This window comes from Sporosarcina sp. P16b (genome assembly GCF_002743065.1).
GTDB lineage: Bacteria > Bacillota > Bacilli > Bacillales_A > Planococcaceae > Sporosarcina.
Genome location: NZ_PDYO01000019.1, coordinates 33722 through 55758, shown reverse-complemented (window position 1 = coordinate 55758; position 22037 = coordinate 33722). Strand labels below are relative to the sequence as shown.

Below are 22037 nucleotides of genomic sequence, written 5' to 3'. Positions count from 1 at the left end.
CCCCATCATTGAAATGAGGGGCTTCCTGGTGTCAGTGTTGTGAAATAGGCTTTTGGGTCGTTATTCTTGCGGGTCTCATTACACGATATGTATGTAATAAAAAACGACTCGGTTTATTTTTTCTAGCGTTAACACCAGTCATCGATTTACTATTGCTAGTGGTCACGGCGACTGATCTTTATAACGGCGCTATTGCCACTCAAGTTCATGCCATTGCGGCGATTTATCTCGGGGTATCGATCGCATTCGGAAAAAGTCTGATTCGCTGGGCGGATGAACGTTTTCTTTACTACGTCAAGAAGCAAGGGACAAAACCTGCAAAGAAAACAGGATATGCGCATGCACGCCATTCCGTGAAAGGTGCGTTGCAACATATACTAGCATTTTTCATCGGTGGCGGATTCTTGTTTGCAATGATTTACCTAATTGAAGATGCCAATAAAACGGAAGCACTATCTCAAATGTTGAAGTTATGGGCGCTCATTGTAGACCTTGATATGGTGATCTCACTCTCCTACTTCATTTGGCCACGGGCTGAAAAAAGTTCATCGGCTTAGGTAACGTGCTGTTCACATGGAGATATGGGTTCGGTACATGGAAAGAAGCTTTTAAATGCGTGGCAAATGGGGACACGATTCGTATATGAATCGGTGTCCCCTATTTTTATTGTTGTATCGAGGTTATAGATGCATATCGATAGTAAATCGCCTTAAAATGGATAGTCAAATTAATAACAGCGGATAAATTTATATGCTGTTATTAATTTACTTGCTAATTGATGAGTGGGATGGTTTCCTAGAATACATTTTTATGAAAATTGAAAAAATCAAAGTAGAAAAGGGATTTTATGCTAAAATGGATTATAAGAGGTTGGCTTATTAAGCAAGCGGGCCAAAATCATGTAACTTACTTAGCAATATGCCGTCTACCTGTCAAGGAGGTGAAGCTGGAATGAAAGTTAAATTCGTTTACTTAGTATTAACAGTTTTTTCGATAATACTTATTGCGGGTTGTTCAAATAAACCAGTTATAGAAAACGCAAGTGAAATAGATAGCCATGAAGATGTTAAAGCTGCAGCGTGGGAATTTTTAAATGAAAAAGGCTGGCAAGACCGAGCGAAAGATGATTTTGAAAGTGCCAAAGTGGAAAAAGTAAATGCTGATAGTAAATACGTATTATTAGATCAAACATATGATGGAAAAGAATTGCTGGAAGTTTCATTTGAAGATGTAGATAACGCTGTAACTGGGACACCATTAATCCTCGTTGATTCGAATACAAATGAAGTAGTTGGCTATATGCCAAGCGAATAAATAAACTAATGCTAAGCAAATGGGTGCGATTGCAGCATAGTGTTGTTCCAGAATCGGGCCAGATTGTTAAATAGCGATTGAGCAAAGTATAAAAAATCACAAGGGGAGAATTTATGAAAAAAAGCACTATTATCATTGTAGCTCTAGCGGTTTTTATTTTTATAATCCTGAACTCAACGCCTAACATTGCATTAAGAACACACGTATTTACCATTGGTTATCCAAAGGCAGCGGTCATTTCAAAAGTTGTTGATGATGAATACCACAACGAAGTAGATAAAGAGAAATTTGCCAAATTAAATGCTAAAGCATACAGCCTAACAAAACCACCAATAGAAAAAGCAACACAAGGAGAATTAAGAAACTTTCTTGTAAAGAAATATGGTTTTTTATATTTTGCGGAGTATTACGGAAACACTTAACAATTATTTTTCATCAATCGGGTGCGATTGTTGGACAAATTTTATGCCATTAACGCGCTATTTTGTTGAACAGTTATGCTAAAACTTTTATAAGTTATTATCTGGGGAGGGGAAGGTAATGCGTAAAACTGGTGCAATCGTGTTGGGCATTTATGATTTGTTTATGGCGATGGGTGCAATTTGGCTAGGAGTTCAAATGATAACGTCGAGTAAGGGAACGTTTTTTGCTGATCCATATCCCGACAGTTGGGTGTCCAATCTTCCTTTTGATAGTTGGGTTATGCCTGGAATTTTAGCAGTTGTCATATTTGGACTCGGTAATATTATAGCGGCAGTGTTAAGTTTTAAAAAAGAACATAATAGTTCTTGGTATGCATCTGCTGTTATGGGAGCAGTTTTCTTGTTCGGTTTGGCTTTTCAATACATTGCCGTTGGTGAAATGTATATAGTAACTGGCCCCTTTTTAATTATTGGCATTGTTCAGCTGTGTCTTAGTGGTTATGTTTTTTGGAGTTATAGAAAAGGTCTCAAATTGAACAAAAGATATAGTTAATAAATCTTCCTCAATCGGGCGCGATTGCAGCATTGCAATCAAAAGAAACTGCGTCTGTTCTGTAAAATGGGCCAAATCGTTAATTAATGGATGGCATAAAAACCCTTGTTTTATGGATAATAACCATACAAGGAGTGATGACATGAATCATTTACGAATAATTATTTACATGTGTATTTTGGGGGTTTTTATATACACTCAAATATCATTTGCTGAAACAGATGAAAAACCTCCCTTTTTAATTAACAATGGTAAATGTCCGGATTCACAAAAATTAGGACGTGCAGATTCAGATAAAGGTCTCATAAATGCATTGAATACAATCATTCCTGAGGTTTATAAAGAGGATGATTATAAGGGTTGGAAAATAGAAACCATAGCGCATCTTTCAAAATCACATCTTTCAAAGTCATTGCATCTGGAGGATTATTACGGAATGGCTAAAAATTATTGCGGAGAAGAAATAGCTGATAATTCTTGGTTTGTAGAATTACTATTCCCACAATATTTACCGGCATATGATGCATCACATAGACAAATTTTTGTTACTAAAAACAAACAGGGGCAATGGTTTGCCTGGTTTAAATTTCATTAATACTTTTCAACAAACGGGCGCGATTCTTGTATAAGGGATCTGCACCCTATCCAGTAATAGGGCCATATTTTTAATTGAAATGGTCCTTTCTTTGTTAAAAAGGAGAATGAAGAATGATATTAATTATCTATGCAATCACTAGTTTTGTTAGCAGTTTTATATTTGTACAACTGATTTCATTAAGCTATTTTGATTCATTAAATTACTTTGAGCTAACTGATTTTCTTGTGTTATGGGGATTTTTTGTATTGCCAGTCTTTTTGATTGGTGGTTTTATCACTTTATGCGTAGATTTCTTTGTACAAGAGTTTTTAAAATCACGAAATTACTTTATTTCTTTAATTATATTTATATTTTCGGGAATAATTTGTAACATTTATGCCTTAGGAGATTTTGTAAGAAACGGATGGAGCGAAGGAGTTATGGAGTATCTAGTTTTAGGCATTGTGGGTTCAGTTCTTTATCTTCACATTTGGCTGTTTTTGAATAAACTTGCCATAAAGACAAGAACTAATTCACTGGGTCAGTCTTAAAAGTGAATACTATTGGAGAAATTAAAGATTTTTATAATAGATTTTTCTATACCGCTCTGCGCATTAGGAGCCATTACTGCAAAGGTGATTTTTGCTATTAAAAGACAGCAAGAATTATTAACCCAATACGACTTCTATTTATTATGCTTAATATTTATTATGTCTATAATTTTCTCGGTTAAACGAAGTAAAATTAATAATAGCTCTAGCAATAGTTCTTATTGAATTGAAGCAAACGGGCGCTTTACTTGAAGATCATTGAGCTGCTAAGACAGCTCTTATTATAATTAAACTAAAGGGACAGAATAGTAGTTAAAAAAGATTAGGACTTTGCGCATGGATAAATATATGTAGTAAAATAGGAGTTTTATCGCAAAACATATATTTATTGCAACAAAAAATAGATTAATATTCAAATAAATGAGTTATTGCAACAAAAAACAGATTAATATTCAAATAAATGAGTTATTGAGGTTTAGAAGATGAAAAATAATAGAAAAAAACGAAACGGCTTTTTTAAAGATATCCTAATTGAGCTTAGGGATTCGATCTTATTTGAAGTGGCTTGGAACGTCTTGATGTTTATCCCAAGAATGATGATTCGCTTAATAAAGAACATTTGGTAAAGTAGTTAATCGAATTTTGAATCAAAAGAATTTAGAAAAGTGCTGCATAATCTTCATCTGGAAAATGTAAGTCTTTCTCCTGACGTTCAGGTAAAAGTCTTAGAACTCACAAATACAAAAACCTCAACATTTATTACAGAACCAAAATAAAAGCCTACACCTCGTTTCTCTATTTTGTAAGTAGAGTCTGGAGGGTTAGGCTTTTTACAATCATTTTTGTATTTAGAACGTTTTAGTGCTTACGCTTTACTTCGATTCTATAGCCATCAGGGTCAGTAACAAAGAAGTAAGAAGGTGTTCCGCCTGCAAGTCCTTTCAAATCACCTGTTTCATAAGAAGAAGCTTTACAAATTTCATGCATTTTCTCTAAGTCATCTACTGTTACGCCTAAATGACTAAAACCATTTCCTATCACATATGGTTCTGCATCATAATTATACGTAAGTTCTATTTGTACGGAAGAACCTGGTGAATTTAGGTAGATTAAATCAAATTTATCCTCAGGGAATTCTCTGCGACTGGCTACTTCAAAATCAAAAAGCTCCGTATAAAAATCTAAAGTAGCATCAATGTCTCTAACACGTAAACAAATTTCAACAAGCACTTGGTTCATCACTATCATCCTCCATGATTTTATTGACTTAATCTTATCATAGATACTATATCAGTACACTTTATGCGATTGCATAAAGTTAGTTATCCTAGAAGTTATCACGCGCGTTACGTAATTCGATAAAGTCTTCCAATGTTTCCGCTTGCAGAAAGAGGTTAATTTCCTTCTCCCTGCCGATCGTTGACGGGAGCGTTGGCTGACCTTTCGCACGCATTTCCTGGACTTCTTCCAATGATTTGGAGATTTTTTCATTATCGGGATGCATTTCGTATGCAAAGCGTAAATTAGTTTCGGTATACTCGTGGCCGGGATAAACATGTATATCATCATCCAAACGCTTAAACTTCTGCAAAGTTTCATATTGAGCTTCGTAATCGCAGGTAAACACCCGACCGCATCCTGCTGAGAACAAGGCATCCCCGCAAAAGAGATGATTTCCCATAAAAAAACTGATATGGCCATGCGTATGACCGCCTGATTCGTAGACTTGGACAGTTTGATTTAATAAGTTAAAGGAGTCCCCTTCCTTTACAACACTATTCACCAAGTCTTTCGTTTCTGCCGGTCCATAAACTACACTTTCCGGATGACTCGCTAGAATTTCCCGTACCCCACCAGTATGGTCTTCATGCATATGAGTTAAAAGAATGGCCGCCAAACGAAGCTGCTTTTCTTCAAGGTAATCAAGGACACCTTTCGCTTCTCCTGGATCCACCACCACTACCTCTGTTTCTTCTTGAATACACCATATATAATTATCAGAAAAGGCTTTAATTGGATGAATAATCACTTTAGGATTCCTCCCCTTTTTAACTAGTTAATTTGCGGTTTGAAGACTTTTTCCCCTTCCACTGACATGTTTTATTTTATCCCGTTATCATAACACAGAGATTATTAATATACATGAAGGAGACAATCTCCTCTGTCTGTAATTCAATCCTTAATTCTGTAATTTCGAAAAAAAGTTTTGTTAATCATTATGCGAAGAGAGCCAAAACAAACGGCTCTCTTCGCATAATCTACTTCAGTTATTGTTCTGATAGTACTGCTGTTGCAACTCTCGCACTTGCTCCGCATACTCTTCTATCGGCCCAACTACTTCTATAGCAGGCACCATTTCTTGAATTGGATAACTGTTCACAGGAGCAGGCGTTGTTACCCCCATATCTTTCTTCCACTGCGTTAACTGTTTCGATGAACTAGCATACACAATCCGTCCCAAACCGACTAACCCATGGGCTGATGCACACATCGGGCAATGTTCACCTGACGTAAACACTGTCGCTTTCGCTCTGTCATCTGCGTCCATATGGTCTGCGGCCCAACGTGCTAAAGCGAATTCCGGATGTTGCGTTGGATCGCCACCACTTGTACGATTATGATCTTCAGCTAACACTTCACCACTCGCTGAAACTAACACCGAACCAAATGGCTGATCACCTTTACGTAGCGCAATTTCTGCTAATTCGACAGATCGTTGTAAGTGCTTCATTTCACTTTCTTGTAACATGAATGAATCCCTCCTTATTCTTTACTTCCCTTTATAGCACTTCTTTTAACATACATATACTATTATGTTTCCAATTCTACCATCTACTTCTCTACTAGGTACCAATAATCATATCCTATTTTCTTAGTTTAGATAGAAAGCAGACGGTTACAAATAAGCACAACGCAAAGAGGATGTGATGGTATTAAGCAGTAACATTTCAAGGAAAGAAGTCCATCGTCACTAAAGAAGTCAAAGCTCCAAGTATCCAAGAAACTAGTGATGTAATCGTACGCATTACGACGAGTGATATTTGTGGATCAGATTTGCATTTATACTATGGCGGAATTGTGCCTGAGCAAGATTATGTAGTAGGCCATGAGCCAATGGGAATTGTCGAAGAGGTAGGTTCGGAAGTGAAAACATTGAAGAAAGGCGACCGGGTCGTCATTACGTTTAATATAGGGTGCGGTAGAATGTTTCTTCTGCCAACACGAAATGGAAAGTCAGTGTGATGAATCCAATCCACATAGAGAAGTTGGTGGACTATTCGGATTTGCAGAGCCAAATGGAAACTTCCCAGGGGGCCAAGCCGAATATTTACGTGTTCCATACGCAGACTTCACCTCATTTAAGGTTCCAGAAGACAGTGAGCTAGATGACGAGCATCTCGCCTTACTGTCTGATGTCATTCCCACAGCTTATTGGAGTGTCCTTCACAGTAGATTGAAAAAAGGCGATACCGCAATTATTTTAGGCTCCGGCCCTATTGGATTAATGGCGCAAAAATTTGCCTGGATGCAAGGTGCAAAACGAGTTATTTCAGTAGACCATGTGGATTATCGTTTGAAGCATGCGGAAAGGACTAATAAAGTAGAAACCTATAATTTCAAAGATCATGACGATATCGGTAAATTATTGCATGAAGAAACGAAAGGCGGCGCAGACGTCGTCATTGATTGCGTAGGTATGGATGGTACGGTGCAACCAGGTGAAACATTTGGATCAAATGGGGATAACCAATTCGGAACAATTCCTTGAAAATGGGACAAGCCCCTGTCATTCACTTAATGCCAGAACTATTTAAAAAAATTGAAGCAAAAGAATTTGATCCGACAGATATTATTACACACAAAGTAAAATTAGAAGACGCAGCAGACGCTTATTCCATTTTTGATAAGAAAGAAGACGGTTGTATTAAAGTACTTATCCAACCGTAAAACATAAAAACGCGATGGTTTGCTCATCGCGTTTTTTGTGCGAACTATGAAATGCTATTCTCACAACACTAGTGAATTATATACTGCACAATGAAAGTATGATGTTCATTACTAGCATTATCTACTGTTTTACAGAGAATGTTTCTTCCTCTCCTGCTCTTTCAGTAAATAACGCTGTATTTTTCCACTTTGAGTTTTGGGTAATTCATCTACAAACTCGATTTCCTTTGGATATTGATGTTTGGATAACTTCTCTTTCACAAAGGAGATGAGTTCTTCTTTAAGTTCGTCAGTAGATGCGAAGCGTTTATTGAGGACAATAAACGCTTTAACAGTTTCGCCTTTCGTTACATCTGGCTTGCCAATTGCCGCCGTCTCCAAAACCGCAGGATGCTCCATTAGACAGGATTCAACTTCAGTGGGCCCTATTCGGTAACCAGCGCTTGAGATAACATCGTCTGCACGACCTTGAAACCAAAGGTATCCATCTATATCCTCTGAAGCAAGATCTCCGGATAAAAACCAACTACCACGCATCTTTTCAGCTAATTTTTCATCCGCGTTCCAATAACCTCCAAACGCTGTATTACCATCTGATGTGTCTACAGCAATTTGACCTACTTCTCCTTTAGTTACGGGGTCTCCATATTCATCAATCAAGCCAATAGTATAGCCAGGTAGCGGAAGACCCATTGACCCTGGTTTTACTTTCATGGTCGAAATATGGTAGTTGTTCACAATCATGCCCATTTCTGTTGCGCCATAATGGTCATAGATTGGTCTCCCTAAATTTTTTTCAAAAAACCTCACTACTTCAGTATTCAAAGGTTCTCCTGCACTACTTATTTTCTTTATTTTGAGATCATATTTTTTAATTATTTCTGACCCCAATGCCATCATCATGCGGAATGCTGTCGGTGCATAAGCAAAACTAGTCACTTGATATTCACTTAAAAGCTTATATATCTTTTTAGGATCAAACGGACCTTTGTAGAAAACAATTTTAGCTCCCTGACTTAACGGACCTATAGTTGAAGCGATTAATCCGTACGCCCAACCCAAATCAGCCCCACCGTAAAACACATCTTCTTCTTCCAAATTCAAAGCGAATTTCCAGTATGGATGAAGACTGTATACCACTTTATGTTTTGTAATAGCCCCTTTTGGCATGCCAGTCGTTCCTGAAGTATATTGAATGATTGCAGGGGAATTTCCCAACGTTCGTTCCATTGTGAATTCACTGGAAAAAGAGTTTACAAATTCCCAGAAACTTTTGCCGTCGTTTGTTTGACCATCAGTGAGGAGTAAATCAATTGATAGTTCTTTACCTTCCAGTTTAGTTGACTGTTCACTGTTTGTCAGAAGTAAACGCACACCTGCATCTTTCAACCGATAGACGAGGGCATCTGGACCGAAGGCTGTGAATAGTGGAACAAAAATAGCACCTACTTTAAAAGTTGCTAAAATCGTTACAAGCAATTCCATATCTTTTCCGAGCAACCCTGCTACACGATCACCTCTTGTGACCCCCATTGACTGAAGCGCGTTAGCCATTTTATCGGATTTCTCTTTCAATTGACAATACGTCCATGTTTCTTTATTCCCCAGTTCATCTTCCCAATAAATTGCTACCCTTTTAGGATCTTTTGCCCAGCGATCGCATATTTCATTCGCAATATTCATCACGCCATTTGGATCACCTTCATACTGCGTCTCTGCATCTTCCCATGAAAACATATGCATCATCTCTTCATAATTCATCGCTTATCTCTCCCATTAGGTAGCCAGTTATTATTCGTTTTGATTAAATTTCAGGAAACGATTGAATATTATTAATATGAAACAGTTAGTCATATAATTGAAAATGCCACTCTCCTTCATTCAAAGCCCCATATTCTTCGCAATAATCACTTTCATAATTTCATTGGTCCCAGCATAAATCGAGCCGACCGCTACATCCCGGTACCTTCTGGCGATCTCGTATTCTTCCATATACCCGTAGCCGCCATGAAATTGCATACATTGTATCGCCACTTCTTGCGCCAAATCACTCGTCCACCATTTAGCCATCGATACTTCATCCACGACATGTTGTCCTTGCATATGCTCTGTAATTAATCGGTCAACAAATGTTTGGCCAATGGTTGCCTTCGTTTGCATCTCCGCTATTTTAAATTGCGTATTTTGGAAGTCGCCGATCCTCTTACCGAATGCCTGTCGCTCTTTGACATACGCCAAAGTGATATCAATCATTTGTTGCACGGAAGCTAAACTTTGAATGGAGCACATCAAGCGTTCTTGTTGCAATTTCTCCATCAAATAGTAGAATCCTTTGCCTTCCCCTCCAAGAAGATTTTCCGCAGGAACCGATACATCTTCAAAAATCAATTCACTTGTATCATTCGCATGCTGCCCTACTTTATTCAGTTTTTTCCCTTTTGTAAACCCGGGCATTCCTTCTTCCACTATGATCAAGCTAATGCCTTTATGAGCAGGCGATGCAGTAGGATCTGTTTTACAGACGACAATAACAAGATCGGCAGAAAAGCCATTTGTTATGAAGGTCTTTTCCCCATTAATAATATAACGGTCTCCCTTTTTCACTGCAGTTGTCCGAACTGCTGCGAGGTCGGAACCTGTGCCTGGTTCCGTCATAGCAATTGCACTGATCATCTCTCCTGTCACGGCTTTCGTGAGCCAACGTTCTTTCTGTTCGTCCGAACCAAAGGATTGTATATAAGGAATAACGATATCATTATGAAGTCCAATTCCGCCGATTCCGCTTGCCACTTTTTCAAACTCTTCACTAATAACTACAGCATAGCCGAAATCAGCGCCTAAACCGCCATACTTTTCTTCAACTGAAGGTGCAATCAATCCTTGTGCCGCAGCTTTTCTCCAAAAAGACCTAGGTACTTGCTTTTCTTTCTCCCATTCCTCTATATAAGGAACGGCTTCTTTCTGTAAAAACTTCTGCACCGATTTTCTGAGCTGTTCATGTTCTTCCGTCATAAATGGTCTCTTCATGCATCCATCACTCCTTATTAACAAATCTTCTGTTTTTATACGTGAGGATTAACAGGTCTATTGGAGACCAGTGCTTCACGAATGCGATATTTCAAGACTTTCCCTGACGCATTTCTAGGTATTTCTTGTTCTTCAATAAATTCGACTGGTACTTTATAATCCGCTAGATATTCTTTGCAGAAAGCTTTCAATTCTGCGTAGTCGAGCTTCTCATCTTTCTTCGCTACAATAATCGCAACTACTTTCTCTCCCCAAACCGGATCCGGCAAGCCGACTACTGTCGCATCTAATAGCTGAGGATGCCTGTACAGCGCTTGTTCTACTTCTGTTGAGTAGACATTCTCTCCTCCAGAAACGATCATATCTTTCTTTCTGTCTACTAATGTAACGAAACCATCTTCGTCAATTGTCGCCAAATCCCCGGTATAGAGCCAACCGTTTCGTATAGCTTTCGCAGTTTCCTCCGGCTTATTATAATAGCCCTTCATGACCATCTCGCTTTGAATAATAAATTCACCCACTTCACCGGGAGAAATATCTTCTCCATGATCATCCACAACGCGAATTTCCGTATTCAGCGAAGCTTTTCCTCCAGTGCCGATTTTATCTTTATGATCTGCTGGCATGAGAAAAGCTCCGCCACCTGGTCCCCCTTCTGTCTGACCACACATATTGTAAAACTGATCTGTACGGAAGAGTTTCATAATTTGCTCTAACAACGCGACAGGCATCGGTGCTGCGCCATATCCGCATCGCGTAACAGAAGAAAGATCATATTGCTGTTTGTCTGGAACTTGCAACAAGAAATTGTACATCGTCGGTACACCAAAGAACAAGCTGATTTTATATTGATCGATAGCCTGTAAGACTTTTTGAGGTTCGAAGTTTTGATGTACGACTTGCGTGCAACCTAAATAAATTCCTGGCACCAGAAATAAATTTAATTGTGCGGAATGAAACAACGGTGCCGCATGGAACAATACGTCTTCGGGATGTATTTTGAGGATTAAGGCGGTGTTAAAAGCTACGTGAAGTACGCGGTGATGATCAAATAACGCGCCTTTCGGATAGCCAGTAGTCCCCGATGTATATAAGATTTCTGCATCATCTGCTTCATCGACAGAAATATCGGGATCATCCGTATTATCTTGTAGCAAATCTTCGTAAGTGACTTGGCCGCTTATAGCGGAAGCACCCGTTGTGACTTTTACGACGATCTTGCTATTTTCCGCTGTTGCTTGATCAATCAACGAAGCATACTCTTCGTCAAACAGCACGACATTCGCATCACTATCATCCAAAATATACGACACTTCAGTAGCTGTTAAGCGGAAATTTACCGGAACCGTAATGGCTCCTGCTTTCAAAATGGCATAGTAGACGATAATAAAGGTATCTGAGTTTTTCATCATGAGTGCTACTTTGTCACCTTTTTTCACACCATGTTGAATCAGTCCGTGTGATAGTTTATTCACCTCTTGATTAAGCTCACGATACGTAAATGTTCGATCCTCATAAATAATTGCTGTTTTCTCAGGTATTCTACGTGCGTTACGGGAAAGTGATAGGCCGATATCCATTCTTGTTATCCCCTTTCTCTCACTAAACTCTTGTACAGACAGTTTCTATTTTCCTGACACAATACATCCCCTTCAATATTCTTTAAGTACCGCGACTGTATGCTCACCTAACATAGGAGCTCGACTATGAATTTTGGCCGGTGTCCTCGACAACTTAATAGACGTTGCGATGTGCTTGACTAGTCCAATTTCTGGATCTTTTACTTCTTGAATCATCCCACGAGCTTTTACATGTGGGTCATCTAGTACTTCATCGTATGACAGCACAGGAGTTACACAGGCCGCCACCTGATCGAATATTTCCATCCATTGCGCGCTCGTCTTGTGCAATAAAATCTCTTGAATTTCTTCCTTCATCTGCAATTGAACGTCTACCGGATCATGCATTTTCGCTACAAAATCTTCTTTTCCAATGACTCTGCAAAACTCACTCCAAAACTTTAATTCAAATGCGCCAACAGCCAACCATTTATGGTCTTTCGTTTTGTACACAGCATAAGAAGCACGCTTGCCACTTAAATCTAATTCACCTCTTTGCGGCTGTTGTCCTGTTGCCAGAAAACTAGGAAAGACTGTTGGCATCCAAGAAAGCACGCCATCCATCATCGAAATATCGACCATTTGCCCTTTTCCCGTTTTCTGTCTTTCAAACAATGCAAGCATAATCCCCATTGCCGCCGGGTAAGCACCCCCTCCAATATCTGCAATTTGCGTAGCAGGGATTTGCGGCGCACCGTGTCGTTCACCCATCATATCCAGTAGTCCCGTATAACCAATGTAATTTAGATCATGACCGGGCAAGCTAGCGTATGGACCGTCTTGTCCGTAACCTGTAATCGCACAGTAGACAAGCCCTGGATTGATTTCGTTTAAAATTTCATAATCCAAACCAAGCCGCTTCATAACGCCCGGCCGAAATGATTCAATCACAACATCCGAGTCTTTCACCAGCTGCTTAAACCGTTGCTTGTCTTCCACATCTTTTAAATTTAGACAAATGCTCTTTTTGCCGCGGTTCAACGAATGGAAAAATGCACTATCTTCCCCTACCTTAGGCGATTCCGCCCGCGCATAGTCACCGGTACTATGTTCTTCAATTTTGATCACCTCTGCACCAAAATCTGCAAGAAGCATCGAACAGTAAGGACCCGGTAACAAGCGGGATAAATCCAGTACCCGAATAGAATCTAATGGCATTGAAATCTCTCCTCTTCACGTGTCTTCATTCATGATCAGCAATTAATCTAATCGTTCCAAAATCGTCGCATTCGCCATGCCATGACCTTCACACATCGTCTGCAGTCCGTAACGGCCGCCTGTTCTTTCCAGTTCACTCATCATCGTAATCATCAAGCGTCCGCCACTTGCTCCGAGTGGGTGACCAAGAGCAATGGCCCCACCGTTAGGATTCAACTTCTTCGGATTTGCACCTGTTTCTTTCAACCAAGCAATCGTCACAACCGAAAATGCTTCATTGACTTCAAAAATATCTATATCATCAAGGGTTAGTCCTGCTTTCTCCAACGCTTTTTGTGTCGCTGGTATGGGCCCTGTCAGCATGAGAGTCGGATCGGAACCAACCACTACGCGGGTAAGCACTTTAAACCGTGGCTTCAAACCAAGTTCTTCAGCCTTTTCACGTGACATTAGCAAAATGGCATTTGCCCCGTCACTGATTTGACTGGAGTTTCCAGCCGTCACATCGCCATTTTCCCTAAAAGGAGTTTTCAACATACTCAACTTCTCCATCGTGGTATCTTCCCTCGGCCCTTCATCATCCTTCACTGTCATGTTCGTACCGTCAGGAAGTGTTACCTCAATCGGCATGATTTCTTTTTCAAACCTACCTTCCTCTCTAGCAGTTACCGCCTTCTCATTGCTTTCTAGCGCGTAGCGATCCATTTCCTCTCTTGATATTTCCCATTGATCCGCAATTCTTTCCGCTGACTCACCTTGGTGGACCATTTCATATTTCGATGTGAGTTCTCCACTAAACATCACGTCTAGTCGGCTGCTCCCCATCGGCACCCGCGACATGCTCTCGACACCTCCTGCAACGACAACGTCCATATCTCCACTAATAATAGCCTGCGCTGCAAAATGCAGGGCTTGCTGGCTAGATCCACATTGTCTATCCACGGTCGTCCCCGGTACTTCGATCGGATATCCTGCCTGCAAAGCTGCGACTCTCGCGATGTCAAAGGATTGTTCCCCTACTTGCGATACGCATCCGAAGATGACATCCTCTACTAGCCCCGCATCAATTCCCGCTCGTTTGATAACTTCCGCCAGCGGCTTGGCTGCTAAATCTTCCGCCCGTATCGCACTCAATACACCATTCCGTTTTCCTACCGGTGTTCTGACCCATTCCACAATTACAGCTTCTCTCATATAAACCCTTCTTTCTTATTTTCATTTGTAAGCCCTTACATTTACTCGATAGTTATTTCCAGCCTTTATTTAGGCTGCATACGGACTGCTCCATCCAGACGTATGACTTCCCCGTTCAGCATCGTATTTTCGCAGATGCTTGTAACCAATTGCGCGTATTCCTCAGGGTAGCCGAGCCGCGAAGGGAAAGGCACCATCGCGCCGAGAGATTCCTTAGCCTTCTCTGGCAATGAAGCAAACATCGGAGTTTCAAACAAGCCCGGTGCGATGGTCATCACGCGAATGCCTTCAGAAGCCAAATCTCTCGCAATCGGCAACGTCATACTAACGATACCGCCTTTTGATGCGGCATACGCCACTTGACCAATCTGTCCGTCAAACGCCGCAACAGATGCCGTATTCACAATGATGCCTTTTTCGCCTTTATCATTCGGTTCATTTTTCGTCATATGCTCGACAGCGAGACGAATCGTATTAAACGTCCCGATCAGATTGATCTGAATGACCTTGCTGAAGTTTTCCAGGTCATGCGCACCTTTTCTGCCGCTATATGTTTTTTCCGCCACACCAATGCCCGCACAATTAACAACTGTATTGATTTTGCCAAAAGTGCTCACCGCATGATCTAAAGCTATCTGAACACTTTCCGTGCTCGTAACATCCGTCTTGACGAATGATGCAGAATCTCCAAGCTCCTTTACCAATTCATTCCCACGATCTACTTGCAAATCCAAAATCGTTACCCGTCCTCCCGCTGCTATAATCTCTCTTGCCGTAGCTTCTCCGAGTCCTGAAGCGCCTCCTGTAATAACTGCTGATACGTGATTCATTTTCATAATTGCTCCGCTCCCTTTCTTATCAAAATAATATATAGTCCTACAATAGGATTTTTAATAAATAATCCGCAATGGAATTAGCCAACTCTTGTATACTTTTACTACCTTTTGGAGAATACCAAATTACCGCATTGTTCATGGCGCCTAGAATAATATAATTCACAATCTTAATATCTACTTGTACAAAACTTCCGTCCTGAATGCCTTGTTGAATCAGTTGATCCATACAATCACTGTATTGATTTCTAAGGTGTAAGATTTCTTGTAAATACGCCCCTTCAAACACTTGATCAGGTTTAGCACCTAGTAAGAAATCCGTTCTTTCTGTAATGACATATTCCATGTGGACGATCATAGCCTTCCGCAGCTTGGCCACAGATGAGAGTTCTTCCGCCAACACATTTTGGAGTTGCTCCATACTTTTTTCCAGAAGTATTTTATGACTTTCATACACAAGTGATTCTTTATCTTTAAAATAATAGTAAACAGAACCCTTTGTCATGAGTAACTTCGCTGCAATATCTTCCATCGTAGTGGCATGATATCCCTTCTCCGCAATTACATTCATTGCGGATTCTCGGATCTCTTCCTTTTTCTTTTCAACTTTCTTCTCTCGTAATGACATGACGTTCTCACTTCCTTCATTCGCAAGCTTCTATTCATGTACTTAGTATGAATCTTCAGACTTTGAATGTCAAGTCAAATTTTAACGGTAGAGTATTTTCCTGTGGGTGCTAGGTTCCGATGCAATTCTGAATTGTTTCCAAGTTGTATCGGGACCTGGTACCTCATTAAGTAATGAAGGAAGCAGAACATTCAAATGGTGGAATGAGACACGATTTATTAATGGAGTAGGATAGAAAAAAGTGAATGAAAGAGGTGGGCATGATGCAAGGATACATTGCTGTTATAACGATTACCCTATTAATCATATTGGTGATCATTAGGTCAATTCAATTAAAAAAATTTGGTATTAACGTATTTAAATTTGGCGAAATGGATAAAAAAGATTTCATCATACCACCCTTTGCGTTGCTCTTATTCTATGTAATCATTTCAAACGTCTTCCATTTACCAACGCTAGGTACAAAGCTATTTACCAATGAATTCATCGGCTGGATAGGCGTGGTCTTATGCTTTGGCGGGCTTTTGCTATTCGTTTATAGCTTAATTTCATTTGGAAAAAGCTTTAGAGTAGGCATTGATGAAGAAAATCCAGGTTCTTTGATTACGACTGGCGCTTTTTCCATCAGTCGAAATCCAATATATACTGCTTTTGGGATGGTCTTATTGGGTGAGTTCCTCATTTATCCCAATTGGATCGTATTAGTGTATTTGATCTTAGGTTTTTGGTTATTTAATCGACAAGTACGACTCGAAGAACAATCGTTAGTAAAAATCTATGGAGAAGCGTATACAAAGTATTGCCAAAATGTTCGTCGATACATATAACTGGTACCAAGAAAAGGAGTGTGGAATATGAATAACTATCAAAAACGTACGGTATATATTTCATTTGTCGCAATTGCTTTCTTCTTGGCCTTGTCTTTACTGACACAGCATTGGGGTTTCTTTTTATGGAGTTTAGTACTTGTTTTTATAGTATTGATGACTGCGTTTTCCACAAAATTCAACAAGAGAAATAATGGGAAATAATAGGAAATAAATGATTTGGTACCCATAAAAAAAGCACCAGATCCTCAAACAATTTAGCATTGTCAAGAATCTAGTGCCTATCAAAAATCTGCCGTAGAGATAGTTTTAAGTATTTGGTCGTGTCACAATCCTGAATGATTCAAGAAATGTGTGGACCTGGTACCCAAATTCTCGCTTACTTAAAATTCACATAAAACTCTTCCGGCACTACTTGCAAATCAATTCCCCAAAATAGAGGTAATAGGAAGTAGGCAGCCAATACAATCAGAATGAGTACAAACACATTAATGATAAATCCGACTCGTACCATTTCTCCCAAGCGGAGCTTATTCGTTCCGAAAATGATAGCGTTAGGAGGTGTGCCGACCGGTAACATGAAAGCACAGTTTGCAGCCATTGCAGCGGGTACCATCAAAGCAAATGGGTGAATATGCATAGATAGTGCAAGCGCTGCCAATACAGGAAGAATCATGGTTGCTGTTGCCGTATTCGATGTGAACTCCGTCAATGCTAGTACGAGTAAAGAAGAGGCAGCAATTATAGCAAACATATGGAATCCTTCCAAAGCTGTCAATTGCGAACCAATCCATTCAGAAAGTCCCGTTTCTCGAAAACCTGCTGCAATGGCAAGTCCTCCTCCAAATAATAGCAAAACTCCCCATGGAATTTCTTTTGAATCTTCCCATGCTAGAATGCGTTTGCCAATTTTCTTGGAAGTAGGAATAGCAAACAGCAATGCCGCTGCCACTACCGCAATCATGCCGTCTTTTAAACCTGGCAGAATGTTCATCCAAAGAAATTCACGGGTGATCCACATAAATGCTGCAAAAGCGAAGACTGCACTCACCGCTTTTTCTTCGAATGATGTTTTTCCTAATGCTTTTCGTTCTTCGGTGATCACTTCTTTTCCACCAGGAAGACCTTTGATATTCATCTTAAACGCAAAGCGCCCAAGATAAATCCACGTAGAAAACAACAGCACTATGACAATCGGTACTGCGACGAGCATCCAGCCCGCAAAAGAAATCTCGACATCAAATAATTCTTTAACTTGTGCCGCTAGAATAATGTTGGGCGGTGTCCCTATAAGCGTACCGAGTCCACCAATCGTTCCTGCATAACCAATTCCGAAAATAAGTGCCTTTTCAAACTTCGGCAATTCCTTTTCTTCCGGAGTGCCTTTTAACGCAGCCGCTACCTGGGCTGTAATCGCCAATCCCATAGGAATCATCATCATAACCGCAGCTGTATTTGAAACCCACATAGACAGGAATGCTGTAGCCGTCATGAAGCCGAGCAAGATTCTTTGAGTCCCTGTACCGATGAAAGCGATAATGGCCAATGCCAGCCGTTTATGCAAGTTCCATTTCTCCATTGCTGTAGCAATGAAAAACCCGCCTAAAAATAAGTAAATAATATCGTTGCCGTAAGAAGATGTAACCACATCGGCTTCCATAGCTCCTGTCACTGGTAATAGAAAAATAGGAAGCAATGATGTGACCGGGATGGGAATCGCTTCCGTAATCCACCATGTCGCTACCCACAACGTTACAGCCAGTACCGATTTGGCTTCCGGATTCATCCCTTCAGGAGATAAAAAGAACATCATGATGATAAATAATAGCGGACCTAGAATTAGACCTACCAATTGGACGGTAGAATAGGACGAACTTTTATCCGCGTTCTGATTAGGGGGTTGAGGTGAAATCTGTTCCCCTTCTGTAGTTACACGATGATTTGCTTCCGTTAGTTTTTTCTTATAAGAAAAGAAATTAAGTAAATCTTTTGCCTGGTCATGTGAACGCCATAATTTCTGCCAGGTATTTGATGCGATATCCTTCATTGTCATCCCTCCGAAAACGCTTTCTTATTTGTTTAACTATAAGAGGGACTATTCAGATTTTATATATTATGTAATCAAACAAATACTTTTGTAACTAAAATAAGCAACTCAAGCAGTTGCGAATTTCTGTCGTCAAACTGCCTGGAAGCTTATTCGTACAACCTGTATATCACTTATTTAGCAACGACTGAAGGATATCTACTTTTTCAGGCAACAGTTGGTAATTTGTTAACGGACGCCCTGTTGACTGATACACTATATCGCTATCGATTAGTTCACGGTCAACGAGATAATGTAAGTACTTTCGTGTGGATACACTTGACACTCCAACGTCTTCTGCAAGTTCTGCTGTGGAAAATATAGTTCCTTGCCTTTCAATAATCTGTTCCGCAATACGTGTGAATGTCGTTTTCGTCAGACCTTTTGGCAATTCCAATATGTTACTAGTTTTTCTATCCGCCGTATAAAGTAAATGATCAATTTCATCCTGGCTGATGTTTTCATGCTGATTCATCAAATGAAGTTGCTTTTTAAATTGCAATAAAGCATTTTGAAAGCGTTCAAAAGTAAATGGCTTTATAAGGTAATCAACAGCCCCATATCGAAGCGCTTGTTGCACAGACTCTTTGTCATTGGCAGCTGTGATTAGAATAACATCTAGCGAGTCGCCCTCTTTTCGAAGCTCCTTTAACAGATCAAGTCCGGTCGGTCCTTTCATATAGACATCGAGTAAAATGAGATCTACTTTCGACAACTCAAGAAATTTCCGGGCTTCTGCTACATTTTTTGCAAAACCGGCAACTGAGAAACCTGGAATACTCTCTAGGTATATTCCGTTGAATTTCGCTACCATCGGATCATCTTCAATGATTAATACTTGAATCATAATGCTTCACCTTTGTATGGAACACTTACACTAAATTGCGTCCCTTTACCTTTCGTAGAAGATACAGACCAAATACCACCCAATTCATCCAATGCGATTTTAGCCAGGTACAGTCCATAACCGCGGCCTTCACCTTTTGAAGACATTCCCTGTTCAAATACTTCTTCGATATTCTCTACAAGGATTCCAGGTCCATTATCGTGTACGCTGAATTCTAATCGAGACTCTTCATAATTAAGTGTCAATTGTAACTCCCCATCGATACGATCACTCACTGCATCACAAGCATTGTCTAGTAAGTTTCCAAGTATCGTGATGATCTTATCCATATGCTCAACCTTTTTTAAAGGAGGTAGCGGATGATCCCCATTTAACGTAATTTTTATCCCAGAGTCTCGTAATTCGCTTAACTTCCCCATTAAATAGCCCGCAATGACGGGATCTTTGACGAGTCTTGAAACGATGCCTGCCTCCGTTTGATAAGCATCTGAAATATAGGCGATATACTCTTTTAACTCATCATAAGATTTCGTGTGAACCATCGCCATGATAATATGCAGTTTATTCATAAACTCATGCGTCTGGTACCTCAGCGTTTCAGCGTATACTCTAGCCCCAGATAGCTGTTCCACTAGCGAGGTCAATTCGGATTTATCGCGAAATATAGCAAGTGCTCCGACTACATGATGGTTAGAAATGACAGGGACTTGGGTAACCACGACATCCAGTCCATTTAATTTAAACTCTTGGTCATACTGTGGTTTTTTATACTCGAGCATCTGCTGAAGCGGTAGCGAAGGAACAAAGGACTGAATAAGCTTTCCAACAGGATTCCCTTCAATTCCTGCATTCCGAAAAAGCGTGATTGCCGCTTGATTCGCTAAGACAATTTCTGCCTTGTCATTAATGGCAACAATACCATCGCTGACCGCTTCAAGCATCGACTCCCTTTCGCGAAGTTGTTGAGCGATTTCCCTCGGTTCAAGTCCAAATAAAGTACGCTTCACTTTTCTTGCCAATAAAACGGCACCAAATAAGCCAATCAGTAAACCAAAGCCAATCCCGATAAAGCTCGCATTAATACTGGCTAAAACACTAGTACGAACATTATCCATCATAATACCAACAGCAACCACACCAATAATTTGACCTTCAGACGTGATCGGTACAAACGCTCTCATTGACTTACCCAATGTTCCTGTAGCCATGGACGTGTACTGCTCCCCCTTAAATGCCTTGTCTTCGTCACCGCCTACAAAATATTGGCCGATGCGCTCAGTTACTGGATGGGATTGGCGGATACGTTCATTATTCATTACTACGATATATTCAACTTGTGTGTCGTTTTGTACAGATTTAGTGAACGCCTGGATATCTTCAATTGGTCCTTTTCCTGTCAAGCCATCAATCACCGACTGTGCATGACTGATAGTAATGGCAATATTCATCGCTTTTTCCGATTGAGATTTCCTAGCTTGATCGGCTGCATTGCTACCAATTAAATAACCGGCTAATGAAAGAGAAACTAGAACAACCAAACACACCAAAGCCGTCAACCATACTTGCATACTAATGGGTTTTTTATTTTGTTTTTTCATTTTTTCACCTATGTATTATTCAAATTACGTTCAACTATAGTCATCATATAGCAAAAAGAGAAGCGTGTGTAGCGCTTCTCTTAAGTAATCAATAAAACTATTCTGAATTGTTCTCAAGTTGTGTCGGGACCTGGTACCTCAAAATTCCCGATTCCACAAAGGCAAAAACCATTTAACTCCACGCCGGTTAACAGGAAGAATCTTCATATCGGCAAGTAGATGGCTAATATAACCGGCAAGCCCTGCAGCGAGTAAGCCGTCAATCGGCCACTGCGCATACAAATGCTTCAATATATACGCATAGAAAACAATGCCAAGTATAGAATGCGTATAGGATCTATGCGGTAAGAACGAGGCAATGAGTATATAGCCGCCAGCGAGTAAAATGCCTAGCGACTGGTCAAGGACAAAACCGAGAAGCATGACAAGAATACCGGTAATGGTGAGCATTCGGCGCTGTGTGATGAGACGCGACACGATGAGTAACAGAAGTCCGATCCCTCCATACACATAAATTTCTTGACTCAGTCCTTCTGTAAATACCTGATAAATGAGAGTCAGCAAAATGACGATGCCAGCAGTCTCCATGAGCCATTTGCTTACTTTCTTACTAAGTGTGATACTGTTGCTCGCGAGCCCGTTCGTGTCGAGATCCGGAACTACTCCAGATATTCCGCCAACCGCCGCGCCTATCAAAGCAGTCCGGATATCCGGCTGCACAGCGTATCCCGCAATGGCGCCGACAGCTGTGCCGATAACTAAATGTGAAGTGCCTTTCATATGTAAACCTCTCTAGCTGTATAGTGTACGGTCGAATTCAGAACGTATATTCGTTCCGGCTTTCCTAGTATAACG

The 22037-nt window shown here is 40.3% G+C and carries 22 protein-coding genes and 1 pseudogene; 9 read left to right on the top strand and 14 right to left on the bottom strand.

Annotated features, from left to right (window positions below):
- Nucleotides 1-44 precede the first annotated feature (44 nt).
- The 6 genes from CSV77_RS14995 to CSV77_RS14970 all read left to right on the top strand — a co-directional run bounded on the left by CSV77_RS14995 (nt 45) and on the right by CSV77_RS14970 (nt 3417).
- Nucleotides 45-557: a hypothetical protein gene (locus CSV77_RS14995; protein WP_099674032.1), complete on the top strand. Its 513-nt coding sequence runs from the start codon at nt 45-47 to the stop codon at nt 555-557.
- A gap of 394 nt (nt 558-951) precedes the next feature.
- Nucleotides 952-1314, top strand: a complete 363-nt coding sequence (locus CSV77_RS14990) for a hypothetical protein (RefSeq protein WP_099674031.1) — start codon at nt 952-954, stop codon at nt 1312-1314.
- Nucleotides 1315-1427: 113 nt separating this feature from the next.
- Nucleotides 1428-1736: a hypothetical protein gene (locus CSV77_RS14985; protein WP_099674030.1), complete on the top strand. Its 309-nt coding sequence runs from the start codon at nt 1428-1430 to the stop codon at nt 1734-1736.
- Between the two features lie 118 nt (nt 1737-1854).
- Nucleotides 1855-2289 carry a hypothetical protein gene (locus tag CSV77_RS14980; protein WP_099674029.1) on the top strand — a complete coding sequence of 145 codons (435 nt, stop codon included), beginning with the start codon at nt 1855-1857 and terminating at the stop codon, nt 2287-2289.
- 142 nt (nt 2290-2431) lie between these two features.
- Complete coding sequence (locus CSV77_RS14975) at nt 2432-2884, top strand: hypothetical protein (RefSeq protein WP_099674028.1); 453 nt, start codon at nt 2432-2434, stop codon at nt 2882-2884.
- 113 nt (nt 2885-2997) lie between these two features.
- Nucleotides 2998-3417 carry a hypothetical protein gene (locus CSV77_RS14970; protein WP_099674027.1) on the top strand — a complete coding sequence of 140 codons (420 nt, stop codon included), beginning with the start codon at nt 2998-3000 and terminating at the stop codon, nt 3415-3417.
- An 858-nt stretch (nt 3418-4275) separates the two neighbouring features.
- On the opposite strand, the gene gloA is transcribed toward CSV77_RS14970, so the two are convergent.
- From gloA to CSV77_RS14955, 3 genes are all read right to left on the bottom strand, one after another.
- Nucleotides 4276-4656, bottom strand: coding sequence for a lactoylglutathione lyase (gene gloA, locus CSV77_RS14965; protein ID WP_099674026.1), 381 nt, complete (start codon nt 4654-4656; stop codon nt 4276-4278).
- An 88-nt stretch (nt 4657-4744) separates the two neighbouring features.
- Entirely contained in the window at nt 4745-5446 is a 702-nt protein-coding gene (gene gloB, locus CSV77_RS14960) for a hydroxyacylglutathione hydrolase (protein WP_099674025.1), read from the bottom strand.
- Between the two features lie 234 nt (nt 5447-5680).
- A complete protein-coding gene (locus CSV77_RS14955) occupies nt 5681-6166 on the bottom strand; it encodes a nucleoside deaminase (RefSeq protein WP_099674024.1) in 486 nt (161 codons plus the stop codon).
- Between the two features lie 215 nt (nt 6167-6381).
- Here CSV77_RS14955 and CSV77_RS14950 point away from each other — a divergent pair.
- A pseudogene (locus tag CSV77_RS14950) lies at nt 6382-7365 on the top strand (alcohol dehydrogenase catalytic domain-containing protein).
- Nucleotides 7366-7494: 129 nt separating this feature from the next.
- Here the strand turns inward: CSV77_RS14950 and CSV77_RS14945 are convergent.
- The 7 genes from CSV77_RS14945 to CSV77_RS14915 all read right to left on the bottom strand — a co-directional run bounded on the left by CSV77_RS14945 (nt 7495) and on the right by CSV77_RS14915 (nt 15824).
- Nucleotides 7495-9126 (bottom strand): acetate--CoA ligase, encoded by a 1632-nt coding sequence (locus tag CSV77_RS14945; protein ID WP_099674023.1) that lies wholly within the window; start codon nt 9124-9126, stop codon nt 7495-7497.
- A 120-nt stretch (nt 9127-9246) separates the two neighbouring features.
- Nucleotides 9247-10392, bottom strand: a complete 1146-nt coding sequence (locus tag CSV77_RS14940) for an acyl-CoA dehydrogenase family protein (RefSeq protein WP_099674022.1) — start codon at nt 10390-10392, stop codon at nt 9247-9249.
- A gap of 35 nt (nt 10393-10427) precedes the next feature.
- Nucleotides 10428-11972 carry a class I adenylate-forming enzyme family protein gene (locus CSV77_RS14935; protein ID WP_099674021.1) on the bottom strand — a complete coding sequence of 515 codons (1545 nt, stop codon included), beginning with the start codon at nt 11970-11972 and terminating at the stop codon, nt 10428-10430.
- Nucleotides 11973-12044: 72 nt separating this feature from the next.
- Nucleotides 12045-13169: a CaiB/BaiF CoA transferase family protein gene (locus CSV77_RS14930; RefSeq protein ID WP_099674020.1), complete on the bottom strand. Its 1125-nt coding sequence runs from the start codon at nt 13167-13169 to the stop codon at nt 12045-12047.
- 42 nt (nt 13170-13211) lie between these two features.
- A complete protein-coding gene (locus CSV77_RS14925) occupies nt 13212-14363 on the bottom strand; it encodes a thiolase family protein (RefSeq protein ID WP_099674019.1) in 1152 nt (383 codons plus the stop codon).
- A 65-nt stretch (nt 14364-14428) separates the two neighbouring features.
- A complete protein-coding gene (locus CSV77_RS14920; protein ID WP_099636980.1) occupies nt 14429-15199 on the bottom strand; it encodes a 3-hydroxyacyl-CoA dehydrogenase in 771 nt (256 codons plus the stop codon).
- A 40-nt stretch (nt 15200-15239) separates the two neighbouring features.
- Nucleotides 15240-15824: a TetR/AcrR family transcriptional regulator gene (locus CSV77_RS14915; RefSeq protein ID WP_099674018.1), complete on the bottom strand. Its 585-nt coding sequence runs from the start codon at nt 15822-15824 to the stop codon at nt 15240-15242.
- Between the two features lie 260 nt (nt 15825-16084).
- On the opposite strand from CSV77_RS14915, the gene CSV77_RS14910 reads away from it, so the two are divergent.
- Complete coding sequence (locus CSV77_RS14910; RefSeq protein ID WP_233212273.1) at nt 16085-16651, top strand: methyltransferase family protein; 567 nt, start codon at nt 16085-16087, stop codon at nt 16649-16651.
- Between the two features lie 27 nt (nt 16652-16678).
- Nucleotides 16679-16855: a hypothetical protein gene (locus CSV77_RS17060; protein ID WP_199203766.1), complete on the top strand. Its 177-nt coding sequence runs from the start codon at nt 16679-16681 to the stop codon at nt 16853-16855.
- A gap of 175 nt (nt 16856-17030) precedes the next feature.
- On the opposite strand, the gene CSV77_RS14905 is transcribed toward CSV77_RS17060, so the two are convergent.
- The 4 genes from CSV77_RS14905 to CSV77_RS14890 form a co-directional block, all read right to left on the bottom strand.
- Nucleotides 17031-18698: an SLC13 family permease gene (locus CSV77_RS14905; protein ID WP_099674016.1), complete on the bottom strand. Its 1668-nt coding sequence runs from the start codon at nt 18696-18698 to the stop codon at nt 17031-17033.
- Nucleotides 18699-18867: 169 nt separating this feature from the next.
- Nucleotides 18868-19584: a response regulator gene (locus tag CSV77_RS14900; RefSeq protein ID WP_099674015.1), complete on the bottom strand. Its 717-nt coding sequence runs from the start codon at nt 19582-19584 to the stop codon at nt 18868-18870.
- Nucleotides 19581-21182 carry a DcuS/MalK family sensor histidine kinase gene (gene dcuS, locus CSV77_RS14895; RefSeq protein ID WP_099674014.1) on the bottom strand — a complete coding sequence of 534 codons (1602 nt, stop codon included), beginning with the start codon at nt 21180-21182 and terminating at the stop codon, nt 19581-19583. The genes CSV77_RS14900 and dcuS overlap by 4 nt, the downstream gene beginning before the upstream one ends.
- 138 nt (nt 21183-21320) lie before the next feature.
- Nucleotides 21321-21962, bottom strand: coding sequence for a metal-dependent hydrolase (locus tag CSV77_RS14890; RefSeq protein WP_099674013.1), 642 nt, complete (start codon nt 21960-21962; stop codon nt 21321-21323).
- Between the last annotated feature and the right edge of the window lie 75 nt (nt 21963-22037).